Below are 17,586 nucleotides of genomic sequence, written 5' to 3'. Positions count from 1 at the left end.
ATCGTCGCTCCCGGCACCGATGGCCGCAATGACAGCTTTCTGTCACATCCGGACACGGGGGCGGACACGGACACGGGCGCGGGCGAGGGTGCGGAGCGGCGGTCAGCCCGTGAGGATGCCCGGCAGCGCGAGCGCGCCGAGCAGAGCCGTGCCCACCAGGAGCCAGGCGACGTAGTCGCCGATGTGTCCCGAGTGCAGTCGGCGCACCGGCTCCGTCCAGCCGTGCGGTTCGACGCGCGCCGGGCTCCGGACGGCCGCCGCGGCGAGCCCGACGGCCAGCGCAGCCGACGCGATCCCGAGCAGCACACCGGGCAGTGTCCAGTGCGGCGCGTGCGGCGGCTCGACTCCGAACGCGCGGCCCGTCGCCGCGGCGAGCCCCGGCGCGGTGCCGGTGGCGAGCGATCCGGCGAGCAGCAGTGCCGGAACCGCGAGCATGGTGGCCGGTGCGCGGCTCATCCGGCCCTGCGTCTCCGGTTCCTCGTGCTCGCCGCTCGTCTCGTGGGCCGCATCGCTCAGCGGCACAGGACCGAGCCCCAGGAACACGCGCGCGGCGACCCTGAGTACGGCCCCCGCGGTGACCGCCGACACGGCGACGAACAGGACGGTGAAGGCGCCGCCCGCCGCCTCCTCGGTCACCGATTTGCCCAGGCACGTACCGAAGGGCGGAAGCCCCGCCAGGGCCAGCGCGGCCACCACGAACAGGGCGGCGACCACGGGTGACTTCCGTGCGCGGCCGTGGAGTTCGTGTTCGTCGACGCTTCCGTAGCGGTCGAGCAGGATGCCCGTGCAGGCGAACAGGGCCGCCTTCGCCCCCGCGTGGCCCACCACGTACAGGGCGACCCCGCCGGTCGCTTCCGGACGCAGCAGGCCGATGCCGACGAGGAAGAGCCCGGTGTGCGCGACGGTCGAGAACGCGAGAAGGCGTTTGATGTGGCGCTGCTGCCAGCACATCAGGGATCCCACGAGCGCGCTCAGCGTGCCCAGCGTCAGCAGGGCGTGTCCGGCGTCCGGCGCGGGGATGCCGCCCGGCCCCGCGAACACGGTCGTGTACACCCGCCATGTCCCGTACACCCCGAGCTGCACCATGACCCCGGACAGGAGCATGCACACGGGTGTCGGCGCGACCGCGTGCGCGTCGGGCAGCCAGAAGTGGAAGGGCGCCGCGGCGGCCTTCACGAGCAGGCCGGTCAGGACGAGGGCGAAGGCGCCCAGGGTCAGCGCGTCCGGCCCGCCGTGGGCATCGAGACGGGCTCCGATCTGCCGCATACCGAGCTCGCCGGTGCGGGCGTAGAGCAGCACGATGCCCGCCAACGTGGCGTACGCGCCGAGGGAGTTGACCACCCCGAAGGTGAGGGCGCCCTGGACGGCCTTGGCCTCCTCGACCCGGTAGCCGGTCAGCGCGTACGCCACGACGCTCATCAGCTCGAAGAAGACGAAGGCGTTGAAGAGGTCGCCGGTGAGCGCGAAGCCGCACATGCCGGCCTGGAAGAGCAGGACCAGCGCGGGGTAGGAACCGGCGTGGCGGCGCGGCGGCTCGTCGAAGTAGTGCCATGAGTAGATGAGCACGGCGACGACCAGGACGGAGACCAGGGCGGCGAGACCGGTCCCCGGGGCGTCCCCGACCAGGACGATGCCCACGCCGCTGCCGTTCTCGGGACGCCAGCCGCCGACCCACTCGACGGCGTCGGGCGAGGAGTGGACCAGCAGGACCAGCGCGAGCCCCGCCGTCGCCGCCGCGGTGCCGGCTCCGATCGACTCGGCGGCGACCCGGGGCAGCCGGCGCCCGGCCGCGACCAGGACGGCGGCGCCGAGCAGCGGCATGGCCACGACCAACGGCAGCAGGTGGTTCATCCGCGCAGCTCGGAGAGTTCGTCGGGGTCCACCGTGCCGTGGCGTTTGGCCACCTGCATCACCAGGGCCAGCAGCAGCGCGGTCACCGTCGCGCCGACCACGACGTCCGTGAGGGTCAGCGCCTGGACGACCGGGTCGACGACCGGACGCGAGCCGGGCTTCAGATCGGAGTGGACCGGTGCCGTGCCGCCCTCGCGGTAGCCCACGGCGAGCAGCAGTACGTATGTCGAGGACTGACAGACCGCCAGACAGCCCACCGCGTGGACCAGATGACGGCTGGTGGCGAGACCGTAGCAGCCGGCCAGGAAGATCCAGCCGGCGACCAGATACGGCAGTACGGACATCACTGTGTGCTCGCGCCCCCGTTCATTTCGTGTGGTCCTTCTCGTTCGTGCGGTCCTGCTCGATCTCGACGGCCTGGTCGAGGAAGCGGGCGAGCAGCACGACCACCGCGCAGCCCACCTCCATGCCGACCGCCGCGTTGAGGAGCGGCACGGTCCCGCCCGACGCGAGGGCGTTGAACGTGCCGAGCGGGAGAAGGGTGTTGGCGAGGAACGACGAACCGCCGATCAGCCCCGCGATGCCGAGGATCAGGTAGGCGCCTTCCCCGGCCGCGTCCCCGACCTCGTACAGGCCGACCGGCCGGATCCGTTCCAGGGCGCGGTAGTCCGCACCGATGTAGAGCAGATGCAGTGAGGTGGCGACGACCACGCCGCCCTGGAAGCCGCCGCCGGGGCTCAGTTGCCCGTGCGCGATGACATAGAGGCCGACCAGCAGGGCGACCGGCAGCATGATCAGCGCATAGCGCCGTACGGCCGGGACGACCTCGGCCGGGGCGGGCCGGACCTGGCGCTCGTCGCGGGTCTGCCGCAGCAGGACGACGGTGCCGAGGACGGCCGCGAACAGGATGCTCTCCTCGCCCAGGGTGTCGAAGGCCCGCTGGTCGAAGTTGACGGAGGCGATGACGTTGGAGGTACGGCGGCCGAGGGAGGCCGCCACCGAGCGGTCACCGTACGGGTGGACATCGCCGCCGAAGCCGGGCAGCCGCAGAAAGGCGGCGGCCAGCAGGGCGGCCACCCCCAGGCCGCCCACGGCCAGCACCCACATCCGCAGCCGTCGGCTCATCGGCCGCCGCCCTTGCGCAGTCCCCGGCGCCGTACTTTGCGTACGGACAGCAGGATCAGGAGCGGGGTCAGGGCCGAGCCCACCGCCAGTTGGGACAGGCCCACGTCCGGTGCCTGCAACACGGTGAACAGGACGGCCAGCGCGAGGCCGAGCACGGCGAGGACCAGGGCCTGGCGGGCCGGATCCCGGACCGCCACCGCCGCGGTCGCCGCGGCGGCGACGAGGAGCAGCGCCAGGACGACCGGCACATCAGCCATGCGAGGTCTCCTTGCCTCCCGAGAAACCACCCGACATCGCCCTGGACGCGATCACGTTCCCCGCCACCAGGAGCGCCCCGATCAGCAGCAGCTTCACCATGGCCCGGCCCGGCCCCGTGGCCACGCACATGGCGACGGTCACCACCGAGGTGGCGACCGCGGCCACCGCGGTCAGCAGGCGGGTGTGCGGTGGATCGGAGGTGAGGTCGTCGGCGAGCAGGCGCGCGTAGACGAGGGTGCCGACCGGGCCGAGCACGGCGAGGACCAGCGCGAGATCGACGTAGGACGGCCGTTGGTATCCCTGGGCCAGCAGGAGCATGACCAGGCAGACGGCGGAGGTGCCGAAGTTCTGGGCGACGACCCGGCGTTCCAGCGGCCCGGTCGCCACACCCCACACCACGGGCCCGAGCCCGGCGGCGAGCAGCGCGCTCGCGGCCCAGAGCCACCCGTTCACCGGCCCGCCATCGCCCGGCGGGCCGCGCGGGCCGCGACCGCCGTCAACAGGGCGCAGCTCGCGCCGACGACGAGTTCCAGGGCGTCCACGGTGCTGATGAGCATGAGCCAGCCGCCGGTCAGAAGGAGCCACCACGCGAGGGTCTCGGCGGTCGCGGCCGCTGCTCGCCCCATCCGTTGATCACCTCGACAACCGCCCGCGATGTATGGGTTCGCCCGTATGACGAGGGCCCCATGTAAGCACCCCCGGCGCCGCCGACGGCCGAAGGCGCGCGACACCGCCGTGTACGCGCCGCGTGCCTCACCCGTCACCGGCGCGGCGACGGGTACCCAGCGCCTCGCCGGGCATTCCCGCTGTGCGGCGCGCGCTCAGCGGGCCCGCGTGCGCAGCGCCGCCAGCACGCCGAGGGCGGACACCTGAATCGCGGCGATCACCCAGATGAGCACCGGAATCGAGTACGTGTAGAGGGCGCCGGTGAGGGCACCGCCGGCCAGGCTCGCGGCGCCCACCGTCCCGGCGAAGACGCCGTACGCGGTGGCCCGGCGGCCGGCCGGGACGAGGTCGGCGACGGTGGCCCGCAGGGTGGACTCCTGGATGCCCATCGCCGCGCCCCACACCAGCGAACCCGCCACCGCCCAGCCGACCGTGTCCGTGAAGGCCAGCGCGGGCACGGCGGCGGACAGCAGCGGCAGCGCCACGAGGACCCGCGCGCCCACCCGGTCGTACGCCCATCCGGTGACCAGCGCGGCGCACGCGTCGACGACCATGGCGGCCGCGTACAGCACCGGCACCCACGCCGTCGCGAGCAGACCTCGCTGGACGAGGTGGTAGGCGAGGATGCCGAAGGTGGTGAATCCGGCGGTGGTGGTCGCGGTGAACGCGGCGTAGGTCCAGAACGCGGTCGGCAGCCGCCCGGCCGTCCGCGGTTGCGGCTGCGGTGTCAACTCGCGTTCGTACGCGGCCGGATCCGGCACCCGGGCCCGCAGCCACACCAGCACGGCGAGCACCGCGACGCCGGGCAGGGCCAGCACGCCGAGGGCGGGGCCGTAGTCGCCGCCGGTGAGCGCCAACATGCCCGCCACCGTCAACGGGCCGATCAGCGCGCCCACTTGGTCCATCGCCTCGTGCACGGCGAACCCGCGTCCCCGGCCGGTCGCGGCGGTGGCGTGGGAGAGGAGGGTGTCCTTGGCGGGGCTGCGCACCGCCTTGCCGACCCGCTCGGCGATCACCAGCGCGCAGGCCGCCCACAGGACTCCGACCACGCCGAGGAACGGCACGGAGGCCACGGTCAGGGCGTACCCGGCGATCGTCAGCCCCCAGAAGCGGCGGGTGCGATCCGCCATCGGGCCGGAGACGAGCCGCAGCCCGAGCGCGGCCGCCTCGCCCGCACCGGTCACCACGCCGACGACCAGCGCCGATGCCCCCAGCGAGGCCAACAGCGGTCCGGTGACGGCCCGCGCGCCCTCGTACACGAAGTCGGCCAGCAGACTGACCGTGCCGAACGCGACGACGAACCGCCATGGACTCATCCGGGCGGGGCGCTCCGCACCGGGTCCGGCCGGTGGGGGACCGTCGGCGTCGCTCATACCCACACGGCTTCCGCGACCGTGACCCCGAGGTAGACCGCCCCCAGGCCCGCGACCACACTGGCGACCACATTCACCAGCGCGTAGAACGCCGCGCCGTCCTCGGCCAGCCGCAGTGTCTCGTACGAGAACGTCGAGTACGTCGTCAACGCCCCGCACAGGCCGGTGCCAAGGAGCAGCTGCAGATGCGACGAGCTCGCCCCGGCGGTGGCCGCGCCGGTCAGCACGCCGAGGATCAGACAGCCGACCACGTTCACCGTGAACGTGCCCCAGGGGAATATCGAATCGTGCCGGGTCTGCACCGCACGGTCGGTCAGGAACCGCAGCGGAGCGCCGACCGTGGCACCCAGGATCACCAGCAACCAGTTCACGCGTTCTTCTCCCGGCCCACGTACCGGATGACCTCGCAGTCGTCGAGGATCACCAGTCCTTCCGCCACCAACTCGTCCAGCTGCGGCAAGAACGCGCGGACGCGCTCCTCGCTGTCCACGATCACGATCGCCACCGGCAGGTCCTCGCTCAGCGACAGCAGCCGCTGGGTGTGGATCAGGGACGAGGCGCCGAAACCCTCGATCCCCCGGAACACGCTCGCACCGGCGAGTCCCGCCTTGTGCGCCCGGTGCACGATCTCCGCGTACACCGGCTTGCGGTGCCACAGGTCGCTCTCGCCGATGAAGATCGTCACGCGCAGGGCCCTGCCCGTCAGCCTGGTCATCCGTGCCTCCGCAGCCCGGTCGTGGTCGCCTCGCGGCCGGTCATCGTCGCCTCCGTGCAAAGACGCGGCGCGTGGCCGTCACCGCGAGCCATACCGCCGTAAGTGCCGAGACCGGCGTCAGCGCGAGATAGCCGAGGCCCGCGCCGGGGCGGCCGCCGTCCACCAGCTTCTCGATGTCCACGGCGTACGTCGAGAACGTGGTGAACCCGCCGAGGACGCCGGTGCCGAAGAACGGCCGCACCAGCCGGTGTGCCGCCCACACATCGGTGATCACCACCATGAACACGCCGATCACCGCGCAGCCGAGCACGTTGACGACCAGCGTGGTCGTGGGGAACGCGCCGGGCGGGGCGGCCGGCCACAGCAGCCCGGCGCCGTACCGGGCCGACGCGCCTATCGCGCCGCCGAGCGCCACCACCGCCACGACCGGCGCCAGCTCGCGCCGCGCCCGTCGCCGCCGCTCGCGCGGGGAAGGACCCACATGGGGATCGACGGACTCGTCCACCACCCGGGAAAACGGGGATCCCATGGACACATGTCTCCTACTCGCCGGGCACCTGGACATACAGGTGCACATCATCGCAAGTAGGGACCGTTGGTGGCACGCATGCCACGGTTCGGATACGGCGGGCCCCACCGCCGCGCGGCAACCCGGAGATCACCGCAGGCGACCAGGGTAGCGCCACCGGGATCACGGCGGTCCACATGGGACACCGATGTCGCGTGCCGCGCCGTCGGTCCACAACGCCGGCGCCGGCGCCGGCGTCCGCGCATGCCAAAGCTTTGCCGTGCGCATGACACGATCCGGCGTCCTCCGCATTGTCGCGGCAATATCACCCTGGCACCATCTCGCCCGTACGTGAACGGACTTCCCGCCGTCCCCGCCGGTCCCCTGCCCGGCTGTGTGAAGGGTGAGTTCCATGTCGCATCGCGTTGGGCGTTCCGTACGGGAGCGCACGAAGCCGCCGCTCCCGGTCGGCACGAGAACCCGGCACCGAAACCGCTTGCTCGCCGCCTCCACCGGCTTCGCCACCGTCCTCTTCTCCGTCGTCCTGCTCGCCCAACCGGCCGAGGCCGCCGTCAGCAACGGCGGCTTCGAGTCCGGCTCGCTCACCGGCTGGACGTCGACCGGTACCACGGCCACCGTCAACTCGGGTGCGCACAGCGGTACGTACGCCGCCCGGGTGGGCGGCACGTCGCCGACCAACGGGGACTCGTCGATCGCCCAGACCTTCACCACCGCGACCGGTGAGAACCAGCTGTCGTTCTGGTACGACATCAGCTGCCCCGACACCCTCACCTACGACTGGGCGACGGCCACCCTCCGCGACAACACCGCGGGCACCACCAGCACCGTCCTCGCCAAGACCTGCACCAACGGCCAGGGTTGGCAGCAGGCCACCAGCGCCGTGACCGAGGGGCACAGTTACACCCTCACCCTCATCAGCCACGACGACAACTACACGGGCGACCCCACGTACACGCTCTACGACGACGTCGCCCTGACCGGTACGACGCCGCCGCCCTCGCTCACCCGGCTCAGCACCGACCCGTTCACCAACACCACCAGCCAGCACGCCACCGAGCTGGAGCCGGACACCTTCGCGTACGGCAACACGGTCGTCGCCTCCTCCCAGGTCGGCCGGTTCACCGACGGCGGCTCGTCCGACATCGGCTGGAACACCTCCACCGACGGCGGTACCACCTGGCAGCACGGGATGCTGCCGGGCATCACCGTCTACCAGGGCGGCAGTTGGGCGCGGGTGTCCGACCCGTCGGTCGCCTACGACGCCAAGCACGGCACGTGGATGGTCTCCGGTCTCGTCCTCGACGCGAACGTCAACGGCGCCGGAGTGAGCGTCAGCCGTTCCGCCGACGGTATCTCCTGGCAGAACCCCGTCCTCGCGGTCGGCAACGACGGTCAGGGGTACGACAAGGAGTGGATCGTCTGCGACAACACCGCCACGAGCCCGTTCTACGGCAACTGCTACGTCGAGGTCGACGTCACCTCGTCCGGCAACCGGATCATCTTGAGCACCTCCACGGACGGCGGCGCCACCTGGTCCGCGCCCACGTCGCCCTCGGGCAGCCCGAGTGGTCTCGGCGGCCAGCCGCTGGTCCAGCCGAGCGGCACGGTGGTGGTCCCCTACTCCACCAACGGGACCTCGATCCGTGCCTTCAACTCCACGAACGGCGGCTCCAGTTGGAGCTCGACCTCGCTGGTGGCGAACGTCAGCAGCCACGGCGTCGCCGGTAATCTCCGGGACGGCGAGGGGCTGCCCTCGGCGGAGATCGACGGGGCCGGGAAGGTCTACGTCGCCTGGCAGGACTGCCGCTTCCGCTCCGGCTGCCCGTCCAACGACATCGTGTACGCGACGTCCACCAACGGCACCTCGTGGTCGGCCGTGACCCGGGTTCCCATCGACGCCACCTCCAGCAGCGTCGACCACTTCATCCCCGGCATCGGCGTGGACAAGTCGACCTCCGGAGCGTCGGCCCGGATCGGGCTGTACTACTACTTCTACCCGCAGGCCAACTGCACGGCGACGACGTGCCAGCTCCAGGTCGGCTATGTGTCCTCGGCCAACAGCGGCACCAGTTGGTCCGCGCCGGCGACGCTGGCAGGTCCGTTCACGCTCGACCAGATCGCCTCCACCACCCAGGGGAGCATGGTCGGCGACTACATCTCGACCTCCGTAGTGGGCGGCAAGGCGGTCGCCGCGTTCGCCGTGGGCAAGGCGCCCACCAACGGCCAGGCGTTCGACGAAGCCCTCTATTCGGCGGGCCCGCAGCCCATCGCGGGCGGCCCGGTCAGGTCCCACCAGTCCCCGACGTACACCTCGCCGGCCCCGACGGGGCGCGCCGCCCTCGTCACCGCGCGCTGATCTCCGAGGGGTGCGGCCCGGCGGGCCGCACTTACCGGATGCGGTCGTACGGACCCCTGCATACGGTTGAGCCGCGTGCAGGGGTTTCGGCTTTCGTGTTCCGGCCACCCGGGCAGCCACCACTGCGCCCAGGAGGAGCCTGACATGACGGAGTACGGATACTTCCTGTCCAGCGAGGAACACACCCCCGGCGAGCTGGTCGAACAGGCCAGGATGGCGGAACAGGCCGGATTCACCTCGCTGTGGATCTCGGACCACTACCACCCGTGGAACAACGATCAGGGGCAGAGCCCGTTCGTCTGGTCCGTGATCGGTGCGCTGTCCCAGGCCGTCTCGCTGCCGGTGCAGACCGCGGTCACCTGCCCCACCGTGCGGATGCACCCGGCGGTCGTGGCGCAGGCGGCAGCCACCAGCGCGGTGCAGCTGGGCGGCAGGTTCCGGCTCGGCATCGGCAGCGGGGAAGCGCTCAACGAACACATCCTCGGCGACGCCTGGCCGGAGGCGTCGATCCGGCTGGAGATGCTGGAGGAGGCCGTACAGGTGATGCGGATGCTGTTCTCCGGCGACCAGGTCAGCCACTACGGCAAGCACTACACCGTGGAGAACGCCCGCCTCTACACCGTCCCCGAAGAGCCGGTCCCGATCGATGTGTCCGCCTTCGGCCCGCAGGCCGCCGAAGTGGCCGGACGGATCGGCGACGGCTTCATCTCCATGGCGCCCGACGCGGAGGGCATCGAGCGGTTCCGGCGCAGCGGAGGCGGCTCCAAACCGGTGCTGGCGGGGCTGAAGGTGTGCTGGGGAACCGATCGTGACGAGGCCGTCCGCACCGCGCACCGGCTGTGGGCCAACGAGCAGCTGCCCGGCGAGCTGGCGCAGATCCTGCCGACCCCGCGCCACTTCGAGCAGGCGTCGGAACTCGTCACCCGGGACCGCGTGGCGTCCGCCGTCACCTGCGGGGACGACGTGGACGCCCATGTCGGCGCGGTGAGCGAATACGCCGAGGCCGGTTTCGACACCGTCTACATCAACCAGATCGGCAAGGACCAGCAGGGCTTCTTCGACTTCTACCGCACCAAGGTGCTTCCGCGACTGCGCGGCTGAGGTGGCCCCGCCCACCGGGCGGTGTAAGGGTCGACGAGGGGGGTACCGGCACGGGCGGAACGAGCCGGACCGCCCGACCGGGGCGGCCAAGGAAGGAGCCGAGATGGCCGCGCTCGACGAGGTCGCTCTGGAGCGGGCGCTGCGGCAGGCGGTGGACGGCGAGGTGCGGTTCGACCCGGGCAGCCGTGGCGCGTATGCCACCGACGCGTCGAACTACCGGCAGGTCCCGATCGGCGTGGTCGTACCGCGTTCGGTCGACGCGGCCGTGGCCGCGGTGGCCGTGTGCGCGCGGTTCGGTGCGCCGGTCCTGTCCCGGGGCGGCGGTACGAGCCTGGGCGGGCAGTGCACCAACGAGGCCGTCGTCATCGACTGGACGAAGTACTGCGACCGGCTGGTGGAGACCGACCCCGAGCGGCGCACCTGTGTGGTCGAGCCCGGCATCGTACTGGACGAACTCAACCGCCAACTCGCCCCGCACGGACTCAAGTTCGGCCCCAAGCCCTCCACGCACAGCCACTGTTCGCTGGGCGGAATGATCGGCAACAACTCGTGCGGCGCCTCCGCCCAGGCGTACGGGAAGACCGTCGACAACGTACGGCGCCTGGAGATCCTCACGTATGACGGTCTGCGCATGTGGGTGGGACCGACCTCGGACAGCGAGTACGAGTCGATCGTCGCGGCCGGGGGACGGCGCGCCGAGATCTACGAGCGGCTGCGCGGCATCGTCCAGGACCATCTGGGGGACATCCGGCGCGGCTTCCCGAAGATCCCCCGCCGGGTCTCCGGCTACAACCTGGACTCGTTGCTGCCGGAGAGCGGTTTCGACCTCGCCCGGGCGCTGGTCGGCAGCGAGGGCACGCTCGTCACCGTCCTGCGGGCCGAACTCGACCTGGTCCCGGTCCCCGCCGCCGACGCCATGCTCGTCCTGGGCTACCCCGACATCTGTACGGCCGCCGACGACGTGCCGCGCCTGCTCGAACACAGCTCGCCCGCCCAGCTGGAGGCGCTGGACGACCGGATGGCGCAGTTGATGCGCGAGGAGCGCACCCATCTGGAGTCGCTGGAGGCGCTTCCGCATGGCGGGGCGTGGCTGCTGTTGCAGTTCAGCGGCGAGAGCCAACAGGACGCCGACGAGCAGGCCCATGCGCTGCTGCGGGCGGTGGGCCGGAGCGAGAAGGACGACAGCGTCGCGTTCTCCGACGACTCCGCGCGCGAGCGGCGGATGCTCAGGGCGCGCGAGGCGGGACTCGGGGTCACCGCCCGCCCGCCGGACGAGCGCGAGACCTGGGAGGGCTGGGAGGACTCGGCTGTGCCGCCCGACCGGCTCGGCGACTATCTGCGCGACCTGACGGACCTCTTCACGGAGTTCGACTACGACGGCCCTTCGCTGTACGGGCACTTCGGCCAGGGGTGCGTGCACACCCGGATCCCGTTCGGCCTCAAGGACACCGAGGGGGTCGCGGCCTTCCGCCGGTTCGTCGAGAAGGCGGCGGACCTGGTCGTCTCCTACGGCGGTTCCCTCTCGGGCGAACACGGCGACGGGCAGGCGCGTGGAGAGCTGGTGCCGACTTCGGCGCCCACGGCATCTTCGACATCCAGGCCCACCCGCGCTCGCTCCAGGCGGGTATGGCCCACCATCCGGCTCTGACCGCCGGCACCGCGCTCGGGGTGCTCGCGGCAGCGGGCTGGGGCCTGCGGCGACGCGCACGTTCCTGAAGGGCTTTGGCGCAGTCGTGAAACCGCTAGCGAACGTCCTTGAGGCGGCCGGTCACCACCAGGTCGCCGTCCGGGGTGCGGCGGGCGAGGTGGCCGGTGCGGAAGTAGCCGTCGGGGGTGAAGGAGCGCGCGTTGTGGCCGGGCGCCCGGTAGTAGCCCCGCGAGGTGTACGGGCCGCGTACCAGGAGTTCGCCGGGCTCCCCGTCGGGCACGTCCTTGCCGTCGGCGTCGACCACGCGGATCTCGTCGTCGGGTGAGAGCGGGCGTCCCTGTGTGGTGAGCACGGTCTCGTCCGGGTCGGCGGGCCGGGTGAGAGCGAGCGGCCCCTCGGCCATACCGAAGACCTGCTGGAGGCGACAGCCCAGTTCGGGGCCCATGCGCTCGGCGGTCGCGCGGTGCGGGGGCGCGCCGCCGATCTGCACGAGACGCAGAGTGCTCAAGTCGGCCCGGTCCGTGGGAAGTACGTCGAGCCAGGACTGGGCGACGGCGGGGGTCACCGAGGTGATGGTGACCCGCTCGCGTGCGATGACCTCAAGGCACTCGGCGGGCTCCGGGTCCTCGACGAGGACGACGGCGCCGCCGACGGAGAGGGTGCCGACGATGCCGGGGCAGCCGAAGGCGAGGTGGGACTCGGCGGGCAGCACGGCGAGATACACGTCGTCCTCGGTGAGCGACACCAGCTCGGCGGCGGCCCGCGCCTGGTAGACGTAGTCGTTGTGGGTGCGCGGAACGAGCCGCGGTGCGTCGGTGGTATCGCCGCAGGGCAGCAGGAACGCCACCTGGTCGGCGCTCTGCGCGAGCGCCCGCTCGGGCGGGGCGTCGATCGAGTCCAGCGGGAAGTAGTGGCAGCCCGACGGGTCGGTCGACATACCGCCGTACGGGGACGAGGTGCCCGGCGCCTCGAAGGTGAACACCCGGCGCAGAAAAGGCCCTTGGGCCGCGATGTCCGCGGCCGTCGCCGTGTGGTCGAAGCCCTGGTACGTCGAGGGACCGACGTAGCCGACGGCCTCGGTGACCCGCGCGAGGTGGGACACCTCGGGCGCGCGGTACGAGACCGGACAGAACACCGGGACCGCGCCGACGCGCATCAGCGCGAAGACCGTGATGACGAACTCGGGAACGTTCGGCAGCTGGACCAGGACCCGTTGCCCGGGCCGCAGGCCGCGCAGTCGGAATCCGGCGGCCATGCGGTCCACTCGCCGGTTCAGGCGCGCGTACGTGACGCGGGTGCCGTCGTGCACGAGCGCGGTCCGCGGCCCATACTGCACGGCCCACCCGCGCAGCAGGTTGTCCAGCGTGTTGCCACGCCAGTGCCCGGCCGCCCAGTAGCGGTCGACGAACTCCTCGGGCCAGGGCGTGCAGTCGGCGAGCATGGATGCCATTCGCTTCCTTCTTCTCGACCCTGGCGATCCAATCCGCCAACACCCCCTACCCGCAATGTGCTGTCCCGACCACGGACGCCGAACGCCCTCGGCGGAACGTCCAATGAGCGCTGCTGACCAGGGGGAACGGTAGGATGCGGCCAGGGACTACGAACTGTGGGACCGCACGCGGGGTCTCCTTGCACACGGGTGACCGGTGTGTGGCGTCGCGTGGCGGCCGTATGACGTGATGTGGACCGAAAGAGTCCGGTGTGGGGATGAAAGCCGTGTGATTGTCGCCCGGCCCGATGGGATTTGTCGCCGGATATCCGTAAGGCTGAGCGAGTCGAAGTGGACAGAGTGCCGGAATCCCGTCGGTGGGACCCAGGAGCGGTAGCCGCCGTGGAGTGCGGCCGCCTAGGATCGCCGACGCGGGCCGTGTGCGGACGCGCCCGGTCCGCGCGTTGCCCATGGCAACCGGAATACGCGGGGGAAACGCAGGGGAGTGGAAATGGCTACGGGGGAACAAGGGCACGCACGTTCCTTAGCGCCTTCATCCGTCGACGAGATCCGATATCTGCACACACTGGGCCCCACCGGCACCAATCTGGAGGCGGCGGCCCATCGGTGGTTCACCCGGCAAGGGCGTGCGGACGAGGGGCGGGTCGTCCTGCACGCGACGCTCGAATACGCCATGGAGAGCGTGCCCAGGACCGGTGAGCACGCGCTGCTCGCCTGCGCCGTCTACCCGGATCTGCACACGCTCGTCTTCGGGAACCTGGACGTCTGCCGCATGGTGGACTCCTTTGTGTGGCCCACCCATGAAATGGTGCTCGCCGTCGCACCGGGTGCGCCCGCCGAGCCGCGCACCGTCGCCACCCACCCGGCCCCGGCCGGTCTCGTACCACCCGTGAGCGAACGGCAGTTGGTGAGCAGCAACGCGCAGGCGGCCATCGACTGCGCCGACGGCAAGGTCGACGGATGCGTCACCACCGTCGTCGCGGCGCGGGCCCACGGCCTGCGCGTCATCCGCAGCTTCGGCGAAGTGCCGATGGTCTACACGGTCCACCACGTACGGGACGACGCCCGATGAGCGGGACGTCCATCACGTACCACCGTCCGGACGACATGCTCGGCGAGGCGGCGGTGCTCGGCCGTGGGCTGCTGCCCCGGATCGACGCCTTCCGCGCGCGTCAGCGCGACGACGGCACGGTCCACGCGCCGGGCGACCAGGACCGCCGCGCCCTGCTGGCGATCAAGGACGAGGCCGCCCGATGGTTCGCCGGGCACGGCAGGGCGGCGCAGGCCGACGCGCTGGCCGCCGACGTCGACGACTGGCTGGCCGCCGGACTCGACACCGCCCCCCACTTCGCCCGCAGCCGCGACGCCCTCGTCGCCCCGGCCGACGGCGACTGGGCGGCGTTCCTCGCCCCCGTCCAGACCACCAACAGCGTCCCGCCGGTCGGCAGGCGTCTGGAGTTCTTCCTCGTGCGCCGCAAGGAACCGGACGCGCTGGCCGATCTGGCCGTCCGCTATCCGCACCCCAAGAACAACTGCCAGGCCACCGTGCTGCTCGCGGGCAGCGAAGGAGTGGCGAAGGGCAACTGCATCGTCTTCTTCCCGGAGAATGTCGCGGCCCACGACAAAGTGGCCGAACAGGACTATGCCATCTTCTTTTTCAGTAAATTCCGGATGATTCACGAAACGTTCGCCGTGCCGTCCGCGCGGGCCGTACTCACCGCCGAATCCGTTCCCCGTGCCTCGACCGGAATGGGCCCCGAGGTCTGTTACCAGGCGCGCTCCATCTGGGGTTATCTGCACGACTACTTCCACCACCAGGGGAGTTGGCCGCTGGACCAGCACCTCAAACTCAAGATGAACTGGTTCATCGGCCTGCTCGAAGAGCTGAAGGTGGACGCCAAAACCGTGCTCGCCTGCCACGAGGGCGACATTCCGTACGCCGACGAACAGATCGCCATGGTGCTGGTCGAGCGGATGTTCCGCTATCCGCTCGACGCCCACGCGGTCCGCAACTTCGACGCGGGCACCGGCGTGTTCCTCTACTCCTGGCTGCGCGAACGCCACGCCATCACCGGCGACGGCGACCGGCTGCACCTCTCGTACGGCCGTGTTCTCGACGCGCTGCGCGAACTCGTCGATACGATCGAGGAGATGGAAGCGAAGGTCACCACGCCCGCCGAGTACCGCGCGGCGGCCAAGGCGCTGGTACGCACGCAGCTGCGCGAGGGCGCCGAGGGCGACCGCTACGCCTTCACGGACGACCAGCTCCGGCTCGTCCGCGCGCGCGACCGCCTCTCCGCCCTGCCACCCCTGCGCTTCGCGCCGGCCCAGATGTGACCTGGAGAAGAAGGAGACGAGGCGACATGGACAGCGATGCCACCACGGACGCGGGCGGCGCGAGCGGCCGGGTGCTGGACCGGGCCGCGATGGAGGCCGCGGTGCGGCAGTACTTCGAGGCGTGCAACAAGGTCGACCGCGACCTGTTCGCGCGGTGCCTCTCCGAGCGCGTCGTGCACTACCTCGCCACCGGCATGTCCGGCCCCGTCCGGGGCATCGACCCCATCGTCGAGCGCTGGGGCGCCGACGTACGGGCCAACTCCTCCCACTGGGCGGTGGACGCCGTCTACGCGGACGAGCACGGCCGCACCGCCATCTGCGAGTGGACCGCGTTCAAACCGCGCCTGGGCAAGGTGCTGCGCGGCGCCGAGATCTACCGGTTCGACGACTCCGGCCTGATCGACGAGATCCGTATCTACTACGCGTCCCGGCGCGACGACACCATCGACGTCAATGAACTGGAGGGCTTCCCGTACGCCGAGCGGGGATTCGCCACATGACCGAGACCGCCATGCCGCTCGCACCGCTCGACGACCGGGACGGCGTCATCTGGCTCGACGGGACGCTCGTGCCCTGGCGCGAGGCCCGCCTCCACGTCCTCAGCCACGGGCTCCACTACGGCGGCGGCGTCTTCGAGGGCGAGCGGGCCTACGGCGGCCGGGTCTTCAAGCTCCACGAGCACAGTGCCCGACTCGTCGCGTCCGCCCGTGAGATGGGCTACGAACTACCCTGGACTGCCGAGGAGTTGGACGACGCCACCCGCGAGGTCGTCGCCGCGGCCGCTCTCGACGAAGGCTATGTCCGCCCGGTCGCCTGGCGCGGCAGCGACACCTTGCGCCTCGTCGCGCGGGACACCTCCGTACATGTGGCGATCGCGGCCTGGCCGTGGCCGCGCGTCTTCGACGGCGGGCCGCGCGGCATCCGGCTGCGCACCTCGCGCCGGCGCCGCCCCGCCCCCGACACCGCTCCGGTCCGCGCCAAGGCCGCGGCCCTCTACGCGATCGGCGCCCTCGCCGGACAGGAGGCCGAGCAGGCGGGTTACGACGACGCGCTCCTCCTCGACCACCGCGGCCGCCTCGCCGAGGCCACCGGCGCCAATCTGTTCCTGGTGATCGGCGCGGAACTGCACACTCCGCCGCCCGAGTGCGTCCTGGACGGCATCACCCGCCGTACCGTCATGGAGATCGCCCGCGGCCAGGGCCTCACGGTCGTCGAGCGGCACCTCGCGCCCGGCCAACTGGCCCGCGCCGACGAGGTGTTCCTGACCGGCACGGCGTACGAGGTCCAGCCGGTCGCGGCCGTCGACGATCGGGAGTACGTGGTCGGTGACGTCACCGCCGCGCTGGCGAAGGCGTACGCCGCGATGGTGCGGGCCGCCGAGGGCGCGCGCTCGGCTGCGCCAGCCGGTACGAGCGCCGGGCAGAGCGAAAGCGGATGACCGGTACCGAGTCCGAGCCCACCCGTCCGGCCGCGCGCGACGCACGGCGCGCGGCCTGGGCCGTGGGCGCGAAAGCCGCGGTGCCGTTCACCGTCGCGATCTTCGCCTTCGGTATCTCCTTCGGTGTCCTCGCCAAGGGCGCGGGGTTCAGCGCGCTCGCCGCGACCTCCATGTCCGGCCTGGTCTTCGTGGGCTCCTCGCAGTTCGCCGCCGTCTCGGTGATCGTCAACGGCGGTGGCTGGGCGGCGGCGGCCGTCGCCGGGACCCTGCTGAACCTGCGCTACCTGGTGATGGGCTTCGCCATCCTGCCCGCGCTGCGCGGCGGACGGGCCCGGCGCGCGGTCGAGTCGCAGCTGGTCATCGAGGAGTCCTGGGCCATCGCGAGCGACGCGGACGGGCGCTTCGACCGCGTACGGCTGCTCTCCTCCGGTGTGGTGCTCTGGCTCGGCTGGGTCCTGGGCACCCTGCTGGGGGCGATCGGCCCGTTCAAAGCCGTCGACATCCTCAACTACGGCCTGGACGCGGTCTCACCGGTGCTGTTCTTCCTCCTCCTCGCCCCCCACCTGGTCGGCGCCCGCAAGCGCACGGCGGCCGCCACGGCGGCGTGCTGCGCCGCGCTGCTCACCGCCGTATCGGTGCCCGACACGGCCATCGCCGTGGCCTGTCTCATCGCCGTCGTATGGACCTGGAGGGCCCGATGAACCGGCGCGGCAGGGCGCACAACCGCGTTATGTGGAGG

Annotated in this window: 18 protein-coding genes and 1 pseudogene; 8 read left to right on the top strand and 11 right to left on the bottom strand. The window is 71.6% G+C overall.

The features are described 5' to 3' along the window. Window positions 1–102 precede the first annotated feature (102 nt). The 10 genes from ACGFRG_RS02760 to crcB (ACGFRG_RS02715) all read right to left on the bottom strand — a co-directional run bounded on the left by ACGFRG_RS02760 (window position 103) and on the right by crcB (ACGFRG_RS02715) (window position 6,517). Window positions 103–1,851 (bottom strand): complex I subunit 5 family protein, encoded by a 1,749-nt coding sequence (locus ACGFRG_RS02760; RefSeq protein ID WP_393260644.1) that lies wholly within the window; start codon window positions 1,849–1,851, stop codon window positions 103–105. Then, on the bottom strand, window positions 1,848–2,195 hold the full coding sequence (locus ACGFRG_RS02755) for a sodium:proton antiporter (RefSeq protein WP_361417466.1): 348 nt from the start codon (window positions 2,193–2,195) through the stop codon (window positions 1,848–1,850). Before ACGFRG_RS02755 ends, ACGFRG_RS02760 begins: the two co-directional genes overlap by 4 nt. 22 nt (window positions 2,196–2,217) lie before the next feature. Further along, complete coding sequence (gene mbhE / locus ACGFRG_RS02750) at window positions 2,218–2,976, bottom strand: hydrogen gas-evolving membrane-bound hydrogenase subunit E (RefSeq protein WP_361417463.1); 759 nt, start codon at window positions 2,974–2,976, stop codon at window positions 2,218–2,220. Continuing rightward, entirely contained in the window at window positions 2,973–3,233 is a 261-nt protein-coding gene (locus tag ACGFRG_RS02745) for a hydrogenase subunit MbhD domain-containing protein (RefSeq protein WP_361417460.1), read from the bottom strand. The genes mbhE and ACGFRG_RS02745 overlap by 4 nt, the downstream gene beginning before the upstream one ends. Beyond that, window positions 3,226–3,687 carry an MrpF/PhaF family protein gene (locus ACGFRG_RS02740; protein WP_361417457.1) on the bottom strand — a complete coding sequence of 154 codons (462 nt, stop codon included), beginning with the start codon at window positions 3,685–3,687 and terminating at the stop codon, window positions 3,226–3,228. Before ACGFRG_RS02740 ends, ACGFRG_RS02745 begins: the two co-directional genes overlap by 8 nt. Next, window positions 3,684–3,860, bottom strand: a complete 177-nt coding sequence (locus tag ACGFRG_RS02735) for a hypothetical protein (protein WP_361417454.1) — start codon at window positions 3,858–3,860, stop codon at window positions 3,684–3,686. The genes ACGFRG_RS02740 and ACGFRG_RS02735 overlap by 4 nt, the downstream gene beginning before the upstream one ends. 195 nt (window positions 3,861–4,055) lie before the next feature. Next, window positions 4,056–5,273 (bottom strand): MFS transporter, encoded by a 1,218-nt coding sequence (locus ACGFRG_RS02730; RefSeq protein WP_393260639.1) that lies wholly within the window; start codon window positions 5,271–5,273, stop codon window positions 4,056–4,058. Beyond that, a complete protein-coding gene (gene crcB / locus ACGFRG_RS02725; RefSeq protein ID WP_361417448.1) occupies window positions 5,270–5,644 on the bottom strand; it encodes a fluoride efflux transporter CrcB in 375 nt (124 codons plus the stop codon). The genes ACGFRG_RS02730 and crcB (ACGFRG_RS02725) overlap by 4 nt, the downstream gene beginning before the upstream one ends. After that, the gene (locus ACGFRG_RS02720; protein ID WP_393260637.1) at window positions 5,641–5,988 is read right to left on the bottom strand and encodes a DUF190 domain-containing protein; all 348 of its coding nucleotides are present in this window, start codon (window positions 5,986–5,988) and stop codon (window positions 5,641–5,643) included. The genes crcB (ACGFRG_RS02725) and ACGFRG_RS02720 overlap by 4 nt, the downstream gene beginning before the upstream one ends. A 40-nt stretch (window positions 5,989–6,028) precedes the next feature. Beyond that, window positions 6,029–6,517: a fluoride efflux transporter CrcB gene (gene crcB, locus ACGFRG_RS02715; protein ID WP_361417443.1), complete on the bottom strand. Its 489-nt coding sequence runs from the start codon at window positions 6,515–6,517 to the stop codon at window positions 6,029–6,031. A 391-nt stretch (window positions 6,518–6,908) separates the two neighbouring features. Here crcB (ACGFRG_RS02715) and ACGFRG_RS02710 point away from each other — a divergent pair, with 391 nt between their 5' ends. The 3 genes and pseudogenes from ACGFRG_RS02710 to ACGFRG_RS02700 form a co-directional block, all read left to right on the top strand. Beyond that, on the top strand, window positions 6,909–8,873 hold the full coding sequence (locus tag ACGFRG_RS02710; RefSeq protein ID WP_393260633.1) for an exo-alpha-sialidase: 1,965 nt from the start codon (window positions 6,909–6,911) through the stop codon (window positions 8,871–8,873). Window positions 8,874–9,017: 144 nt separating this feature from the next. After that, a complete protein-coding gene (locus ACGFRG_RS02705; RefSeq protein WP_393260630.1) occupies window positions 9,018–9,974 on the top strand; it encodes an LLM class F420-dependent oxidoreductase in 957 nt (318 codons plus the stop codon). A 103-nt stretch (window positions 9,975–10,077) separates the two neighbouring features. Next, window positions 10,078–11,538, top strand: a pseudogene (locus tag ACGFRG_RS02700) (FAD-binding oxidoreductase); the annotation flags it as partial. 178 nt (window positions 11,539–11,716) lie between these two features. On the opposite strand, the gene ACGFRG_RS02695 reads toward ACGFRG_RS02700, so the two are convergent. Next, entirely contained in the window at window positions 11,717–13,072 is a 1,356-nt protein-coding gene (locus ACGFRG_RS02695; protein WP_393260627.1) for a (2,3-dihydroxybenzoyl)adenylate synthase, read from the bottom strand. 490 nt (window positions 13,073–13,562) lie between these two features. Here ACGFRG_RS02695 and ACGFRG_RS02690 point away from each other — a divergent pair, with 490 nt between their 5' ends. Genes ACGFRG_RS02690 through ACGFRG_RS02670 form a run of 5 tightly spaced genes read left to right on the top strand, consistent with a single transcriptional unit; the run spans window position 13,563 to window position 17,548 of the window. Then, window positions 13,563–14,144, top strand: a complete 582-nt coding sequence (locus ACGFRG_RS02690) for a bacilysin biosynthesis protein BacA (RefSeq protein ID WP_393260625.1) — start codon at window positions 13,563–13,565, stop codon at window positions 14,142–14,144. After that, window positions 14,141–15,409 carry a DUF6421 family protein gene (locus tag ACGFRG_RS02685; RefSeq protein ID WP_393260623.1) on the top strand — a complete coding sequence of 423 codons (1,269 nt, stop codon included), beginning with the start codon at window positions 14,141–14,143 and terminating at the stop codon, window positions 15,407–15,409. Before ACGFRG_RS02690 ends, ACGFRG_RS02685 begins: the two co-directional genes overlap by 4 nt. 26 nt (window positions 15,410–15,435) lie before the next feature. Then, window positions 15,436–15,909 (top strand): nuclear transport factor 2 family protein, encoded by a 474-nt coding sequence (locus tag ACGFRG_RS02680; RefSeq protein WP_393260621.1) that lies wholly within the window; start codon window positions 15,436–15,438, stop codon window positions 15,907–15,909. Next, window positions 15,906–16,847, top strand: coding sequence for a branched-chain amino acid transaminase (locus tag ACGFRG_RS02675; protein ID WP_393260618.1), 942 nt, complete (start codon window positions 15,906–15,908; stop codon window positions 16,845–16,847). The genes ACGFRG_RS02680 and ACGFRG_RS02675 overlap by 4 nt, the downstream gene beginning before the upstream one ends. After that, complete coding sequence (locus ACGFRG_RS02670; RefSeq protein ID WP_361417408.1) at window positions 16,844–17,548, top strand: AzlC family ABC transporter permease; 705 nt, start codon at window positions 16,844–16,846, stop codon at window positions 17,546–17,548. The genes ACGFRG_RS02675 and ACGFRG_RS02670 overlap by 4 nt, the downstream gene beginning before the upstream one ends. Window positions 17,549–17,586 lie beyond the last annotated feature (38 nt).

The organism is Streptomyces sp. NPDC048696 (assembly GCF_043198895.1).
Classification (GTDB): Bacteria; Actinomycetota; Actinomycetes; order Streptomycetales; family Streptomycetaceae; genus Streptomyces.
This window is presented reverse-complemented; position numbering and strand designations above follow the sequence as displayed.